Source organism: Schwartzia sp. (in: firmicutes) (assembly GCF_978017985.1).
The window spans coordinates 1-5,706 of sequence record NZ_CDXDFU010000024.1; the positions used below are offsets into that span (position 1 = coordinate 1).

Consider the following 5,706-nt stretch of genomic DNA (forward strand, 5'->3'; position numbering starts at 1 on the left):
CGCGTAGGCCGTTTCCGGCATACTGTTCACAATCTGAAGCTCAGGAAAATAGGTGCGTATAATCGGTTCATATGCCGGATTGGCCCAAACCAGCCCATGACATTTATGTTCTTCGACGAATGCTTTCATATAGGGAAGAAACATTATCGCCTCGCCCAGCGGAGTCTTTTTCACGGAGAAAAGCACGTCCATTCCCTCAGGGTCAAAAACATGCGCAAACTGCAGCTCGCCGTCAAGGTACACCTCAACCTGCCATCGTATATAAAATTTTTCCATGGAAATCAGCACTTTTTCCGAAACCGCCTGGTCGAAAAAGACAACTTCACTGTCGTAATCCGATATGCGAATGTGCCAATTTCCTTTAGGAATCCTCAGCCGAAGCCCTGCATTGAAATCAATCCGAAGCCCGTCAATCCCCGTTTCTCCACGGATTGGCCCCGAATCATAATCTATTCCCGCAATCTCGCTGAAATCCGATCCGTCCACATCTTTTACATCAGAGCTGAAATAAAGTACCGGCAGATCATGTACTATTTTCAACTGTTATCCCGCCTTCCATTGCCGTTTTCAATCCTAAGCCTCAGCCCTTTGCCTTTTCTCCGTAGAAGACATATTTATCATTGAACATTTTCATATACTTCATGTACGGGATTTTAACCTCCATTGTTCCCATGGCATAGGGGCCCACCGCATAGCTGCCGAAGTAGACCACCAGAGCCTCCTCCGTCATGCCGAACTGCAGCGTATGGCTATCTATCATTTTCTGCACCGACCGTACAGCTTCTTCTTTATTCATCATGCGCGTCTGGGCTTCGTTCTGGGCAATCGTTTCATTCACGATAATTTTCGCCAGCCCGTTCGTGGTTTCAAATACGTCCTCAGCCTTCAGCGCTTTGCCGGAGTTCGTGTCAAAGGTATGTGCCCTGTAGTATGTCACGGGATGAGCCCCGCCAAGGAAAATATACTCCGTTCCCACACAGCTGAACACCGAGGAATCTGCCCGAAGACCGCTGTAGCTCAGGTCATAGCAAAACGGAACAACATCCTTGTCCACCGGCCAGCCTTCAGCGCTGCGCGCTCTGTATTGTTCCTTCAGGTCTCCTTCCCATCGGTTCATCATCTTTCGCATATATCCCCAGTTATCCTTCGAGAGATTTTCCAGCGCCGTCTGAAGCTTGGGATATTTTTCCGCGCTCCTGCCGTCAAGATTAACCTCGTAGGTGCTGCCCTGCATTATGACTCTGCCGTCGCAGTACATCTCAGACTTCTGAATACTGGTAGAGTAGCCCAAAGGAACGCTGTACGGAATCCCCTCCGGTGCGTTGCTGACTGCTCCTTCGCATACCGCTGCGCCCGGCACCGGGCTGAGGTCACTTCCCGCAGGCGAAAAAATCCCCAAAGTCAGTACCGCGCCTCCTGCCGCCAAAACCTTTTTCCACATTTTATTCCCTCCGTTCCATTGTTAAATACTGTTACATATATAGTATAAGAAAATGCTTTCTTTTTCTATAAATATTTTTACCCCTTACTTTTTCATTTCTCCCCCCACCTGCAGCTCAGCCATGGAATACAGCACTGCTTTGCCGGATATGAAAATGCGGTCTCCTCGCCGTTCTGTATAAAGCACCCCTGTCCTCTCAGATGCCTGAAAACAGACCAGCTTTTCTTTTCCCAGCCTGTCACACCAGTAGGGCGTAATCATGCAGTGCGTGCTTCCCGTAACAGGGTCCTCAGGTATTGATATCCCCGGAGCAAAGCAGCGTGAAACGCAGTCATAGCTGCTTCCTTTCGCAGTCACGGCAATTGTAACCCCGTCCAGTTTTTTCAGCTTTTCCATGTCAGGCGCAAGCTCACGTACCTGCTCCTCCGATTCCAGTACCATCAAGAGGTCGCGGTCCATATACGCCTCCACGGGTTTAACACCCAGGGCTTCCTCCATTTCCTTCGTCACAGGAACAGGCCTGCATCTATACGCAGGAAAATCCATGACGTACATATCGCCATTGCGCTGAACAGACAGCCTTCCTACTTTTGTATCAAAATGTATCTCTTCTGCGTCCTTTTCGTAGAACTGAAACAGCACAAAGGTTGTTCCCAAGGTCGCGTGTCCGCAGAAATCTATTTCTCCGCCGGGTGTGAACCAGCGCAGATTATATACGCTGCCGTCTTTTACCGTGAAGGCAGTCTCGGAGAAATTATTTTCCTTTGCTATGTTCAGCATAACATCATCAGAAAGCCAGCTTTCCATAACACAGACTGCCGCCTGATTTCCGTGAAACAGGCTGTCCGCAAATGCGTCTGCCACGTATTGCTTCATAAACTTTCCTCCTCACAAAAACAGGGCCTCCCAAAGCTTTGCTCTGGGACAGCCCCGTTTATTACTCAAAAGAATACAGGAACGGCATAGATAAGCAAGGACAGTATGAAGAACGTCGCGGTAACGCGCTTCCAGAATCTGTAGTCCTTATCCATAGCAAGCTGCTCCTCAGATGTAGGTTCAGGTGTGTCGGCAATGAGTGTCTCAAGCTGTACTTCCTCAATGCCCTCATTCTGTCTGCGGCAGAACCAGTATACAACGACACCCGCAACGCACCAGATAATTCCCGAAACAATAGCATCCTGATCAAGCTGCGTCATCATAATGAGATATATGATAATGCTGACAGGCACGCCTATTTCAACCATTGGTGCCTTGAAGGGGCGTTTCAGGTCAGGCAGACGGTGACGGAGTCCCCACGCTGCCGCAATGCCGATAATGTAGTAGAAAAGGTCGGCAAAGAGGCTGACGGAGGCGACGAAAGTAATCGGGTATTTTACGAGAATCAGTGAAAGAATACCAAGGAACAGAATTGCCACCCAGGGCGTACCGTATTTTGGGTGGAGCTTGCTGAAGATTTTCGGCATAGATCCCTCACGAGCCATAGCGTAAAGATATCTTGGCGGTACAGCGATAGACGAGTTCAGCGTTGAAAAATCTCCGCCAACGGAAATACCAAGCGCCAGCATGATAAGCGGCAGGCCAAGAATACCTGCTGCCTCCATCGCCTCAGCGTAAGGAGCGTCGGCAGAAGCCAGCGCAGGCAGTGCATCTGTAGGAGTAATTCCTACAAGGAACCACTGAAAAATAGCGTTAACTATGAACACAATAAACGGAGCCAGCTTTAATGCGCGCGGGATATTGATTTCCGGAAAGCGTATCTCTTCCCCGAGAGCGCAGCAGGTCTCAAATCCGGCAAAACACCACCATATAAGCGCCACCATGCCTATAAAGCTCCAGGAGGACATATCGGAAAGCCCCGCAGGAAGAACCACATAATGCGGCATGTGAATGTTCGGAAGCATAGTCAGCGCCCAAATGAAAGCAATGCTCCAGAAAAAATAGATAAACGCATTTTGCAGACGGCCCGTAAACTTCGTGCCATAAATATTAGTCCCGATAAAAACAGCAATCGGAATCATAGCCAGCACCGCATCATCTAACGGAAGCTCCAGGCCCATAGCTCGAAACAGCGTCTTAAAATAAAACGCGAAGGCAAGCGCCTCTCCCGAAGTAACAGCCACAAGAGACGCAATGAAGTTCCAGCCTGCTAAAACACCCGCACAGTGATTGAGCCCGAGCTGCGCGTATTTGTACGTTCCTCCCGCAAAGGGCAGTGCCGCGCCCATCTCGCCGTAGAGCCACGCCGGGTATATGCTTATGAGCATGGCAATAAATGTCGCCAGGACTACCATACTGCCCATATTACCGACAATCTGTGAGCCGATTGTAAAAAGCCCGACGCCTATGACAGTACCGACGGTTATTGTTACCGCTTCCTGCATGCCGAGCGTTCTCTTGAGAGAATTGCTTGTGTTCAAATTACATCATCCTTCTTTGCTTTAGTATAGTAAAGTAATAACGATAGTATTATACCACAGTACAGAAGTGTAATCAACCGAAACTAATCATTACAAAAGCAATCATATTCCACAAACAAAACAAGCCCCGCAAAAATTGCAGAGGCTTGTTCAAAATACTTCTCTATTTAACTGTATTTAACTGCACATCAAAAAATCATCGCGTAAAGGCTCGCGCCGAACACAGTAATAATTCCCGCTGCCACAATGGCAAGAGAGCTCATGGCTCCCTCCGCTTTTCCCATCTCCATCGCTTTAACAGTTCCGATGGCATGCGCCGCGGAGCCGATAGCTATACCCTTGGCGATTGGCTCCTTTATTCCAAAAATGCGGCAGACAGGTTCCGCGATTATGTTTCCGAGAATACCCGTAAGAATGATAACGGCCACGGTAATGGGCACATAGCCCTCAAGCTCCTCCGTAACACCCATACCGATTGCGGTGGTTATGGATTTCGGAAGCAGCGTGACATATCCCGCATGGTCAAGTCCGAAGATAATTGCCAAAATCAGCACAACCGTAAGGCTTGTAACAACGCTTGCCGTCACACCGATTACAACCGCCCTTGCATTGTTTTTCATTGTTTCAAACTGCTCATAAAGGGGCACGGCGAGGCAAACCGTTGCCGGAGTCAGAAGGTAGCTTACATATTTTGCTCCGTCATAGTACGTATCATAGTCAATTCCGAAGCAGATAAGAAATGCTATTACAAGAACTATTGCCACAAGCAGCGGATTCAAAACCGCGCTTCCTGTTTTCTCTTTTATCCAGACGCCTGCGCCGTAAGCGGCAAGCGTCAAAAGTGTTCCGAAGAACAGCGATTCATGCCAAAATTCGTACATATCATTACTTCCTTATATATTATTTCTCCTGACCGTCTCCGCCAAGCCGTAAAATCATCTGCGTGACTCTGCCCGTAACCGCCATGACGGCAATTGTCGACAAAACCGTGATCACAAGATACGGCACAATCGCAGGCTTGAGTATTGGCCAGGACTTGATGAGCCCCACCGCCGCGGGAACAAATAAAATAGGCATTATCTGTATCAAAAACACGACAATCCCGTGAATATCACGAAGCTCTATCCATTTTCGCTCCAACGCCAGGAACAAAAGAATTATCCCGTATATGCTTGCAGGTACAGGCATAGGAATCAAAGCGTGAAGAGCCTCGCCTATAAACGAAAACATGAGAATAATCGCGAACTGTTTCATAGATTTCATACGCTTATCTCCTTTCCTCAGTCCTAAAAATTTCAAAAGAAAAATATGACACGAATTGTACCACTCTATTCTGAGAAATTCATTAAAAACAAAACTCTCCCAATCAGGGAGAGTCAAGTCACCAAATATATCAAATCACACCGTCGTCAGGAGGAATTTTCCGTTTCCTCTAAGCCAGTACGCACCGTAGTCAGCGGGAACAAATACGGAATCTCCCTTTTCGAGAGTATTGTATCCCGTACGGCATTCAAGCTCAATAAGACCGTCCAGAACAAGTATGGACTGGAAGCTGCTGCGGTCAGAAGCCAGATGACAGCGGCCGTGGAGATTAAACTCATGTACTGTAAAGAACTCACAGGACACAAGCTGCTTCATATCATATTCAGCAAAAAACAGGTTCGGAGGCAGTGCCGACGGTTCTGGCGACGGAGTAAGGCGCAGTACATCAAGCGCCTTGTCCACATGAAGCTCTCTCGGCTTTCCGTCCTTTCCGAGACGTCCGTAATCGTAAACACGGTAGGTGGTATTGGAATTCTGCTGAATCTCAGCAAACGTTTTACAGTAAAAGATAGATTGGAGCGTACG

General features: G+C 48.1%; 6 protein-coding genes and 1 pseudogene. All 7 read right to left on the reverse strand.

Going from position 1 to position 5,706, the window contains the following annotated elements; genetic code table 11:
• On the reverse strand, nucleotides 1–540 hold a 540-nt coding region (locus ACY69O_RS01030), incomplete at its 3' end, for a hypothetical protein (protein WP_462331614.1).
• Between the two features lie 40 nt (nucleotides 541–580).
• Nucleotides 581–1,441: a DUF3298 and DUF4163 domain-containing protein gene (locus ACY69O_RS01035; protein ID WP_462331615.1), complete on the reverse strand. Its 861-nt coding sequence runs from the start codon at nucleotides 1,439–1,441 to the stop codon at nucleotides 581–583.
• Between the two features lie 84 nt (nucleotides 1,442–1,525).
• Nucleotides 1,526–2,317 carry a PhzF family phenazine biosynthesis protein gene (locus ACY69O_RS01040; protein WP_462331616.1) on the reverse strand — a complete coding sequence of 264 codons (792 nt, stop codon included), beginning with the start codon at nucleotides 2,315–2,317 and terminating at the stop codon, nucleotides 1,526–1,528.
• A gap of 65 nt (nucleotides 2,318–2,382) precedes the next feature.
• On the reverse strand, nucleotides 2,383–3,858 hold the full coding sequence (locus tag ACY69O_RS01045; RefSeq protein WP_462331617.1) for an APC family permease: 1,476 nt from the start codon (nucleotides 3,856–3,858) through the stop codon (nucleotides 2,383–2,385).
• A 188-nt stretch (nucleotides 3,859–4,046) separates the two neighbouring features.
• Complete coding sequence (locus ACY69O_RS01050) at nucleotides 4,047–4,739, reverse strand: LrgB family protein (protein WP_462331618.1); 693 nt, start codon at nucleotides 4,737–4,739, stop codon at nucleotides 4,047–4,049.
• Between the two features lie 19 nt (nucleotides 4,740–4,758).
• Nucleotides 4,759–5,121: a CidA/LrgA family protein gene (locus ACY69O_RS01055; RefSeq protein ID WP_462331619.1), complete on the reverse strand. Its 363-nt coding sequence runs from the start codon at nucleotides 5,119–5,121 to the stop codon at nucleotides 4,759–4,761.
• 135 nt (nucleotides 5,122–5,256) lie between these two features.
• A pseudogene (locus ACY69O_RS01060) lies at nucleotides 5,257–5,706 on the reverse strand (mannose-6-phosphate isomerase); the annotation flags it as partial.